2 protein-coding genes and 1 pseudogene are annotated in these 1,053 nt (G+C 33.7%); all 3 read left to right on the top strand.

Annotated elements, in window-relative coordinates:
• The first annotated feature begins 62 nt into the window (after positions 1-62).
• Positions 63-386 (top strand): hypothetical protein, encoded by a 324-nt coding sequence (locus DW996_RS12860; protein ID WP_243098786.1) that lies wholly within the window; start codon positions 63-65, stop codon positions 384-386.
• 192 nt (positions 387-578) lie between these two features.
• The gene (locus DW996_RS12855) at positions 579-794 is read left to right on the top strand and encodes a hypothetical protein (protein ID WP_243098785.1); all 216 of its coding nucleotides are present in this window, start codon (positions 579-581) and stop codon (positions 792-794) included.
• 34 nt (positions 795-828) lie between these two features.
• A pseudogene (locus tag DW996_RS12850) lies at positions 829-1,053 on the top strand (H-NS histone family protein); the annotation flags it as partial.

The following is a 1,053-nucleotide window of genomic DNA, read 5'->3' as shown; positions in this document are numbered from 1 at the left end:
AAAGAATGCCCAAAGCTCAGAATTGAAAGAACTGCCGAACTATTTGGAAGAGAAAACGTCTTTTGATAGGAAAGCGTAAGGATATAGGTAAGATAACAGGTTTAATATGTGAGGTGACTTTAATGAAAGATTTTTCATGGAAAATTTTTGCTATAAAAACAATAATTTTTAGTATATGGGGTTTAAGTACACTTCCGTTCCTTTCAATTATTGTTCAATATATTGACTCAATAACTGGATTTAGTTCTGGAAACGGATATCATACCAATCACATGGATTATATTTTTGAAAGTCCTCTTGTTTATATGGGAGTTATTCTTTGTATCAATATCATTCTGGCAATCGCTCACTTGATATATTGTTTTTTTAAAGCAAAACGAGAATGACTTTTAAAGAGAAATTAAAATAAAGTAAGGGAGGTAATTAAATGCGTATTGGTTCGGGAGTGCAAAGTGCACCGGAAGTATTTGGAAAGCGACAAAACAATAACGAAACATATGCTGTCGGAAATGAGGAATTTTCCCAGACATCGGTAAAAGTGTATTTAAAGACGGATGATATGTTGTTTTCAGGTGGAAATGGAACAGACAGAGAAAAATCGGAATCTTGCAGACAAGCAGATTGCACTGACAAAAGGCGGAACATTAAATTTAACTATTTTAACATTAGATGGTTATGGTGTTCAAATTCAGAGTCGGGGTGTTAATGTATTGCTGAATACCAGTATCGGCTGGAAATATGAAATGACTCCGGCAGAATTTCCAAGAAAAATTTTATTCCATTTACTGGAATGAATATAACGCAGTAGAGAATGGAGGGATTATAAATATGGTAAATATGGTAAATACCGCTGTAAATAACAATATTTATGCAGGAAGAAAACCTGGTTCAAAATATAACCAGTCACATACTTTTCAACAAAAGGAAGTATTAGAGGTACCGGGTGGTGCAGCAGTTAACAAATATGCAAATGTTCAAGAAATCTATGAGGCATTAAAATATAACGCGTCATATAGAGTAGATAAACAGGAGCAGGATGAAATTGCTGAGAAA

The organism is Roseburia sp. AM51-8, from assembly GCF_003478275.1.
GTDB lineage: Bacteria > Bacillota > Clostridia > Lachnospirales > Lachnospiraceae > Pararoseburia > Pararoseburia lenta.
The sequence above is the reverse complement of the archived record's forward strand: the minus strand, read 5'-3'. Positions and strand labels throughout refer to the sequence as shown.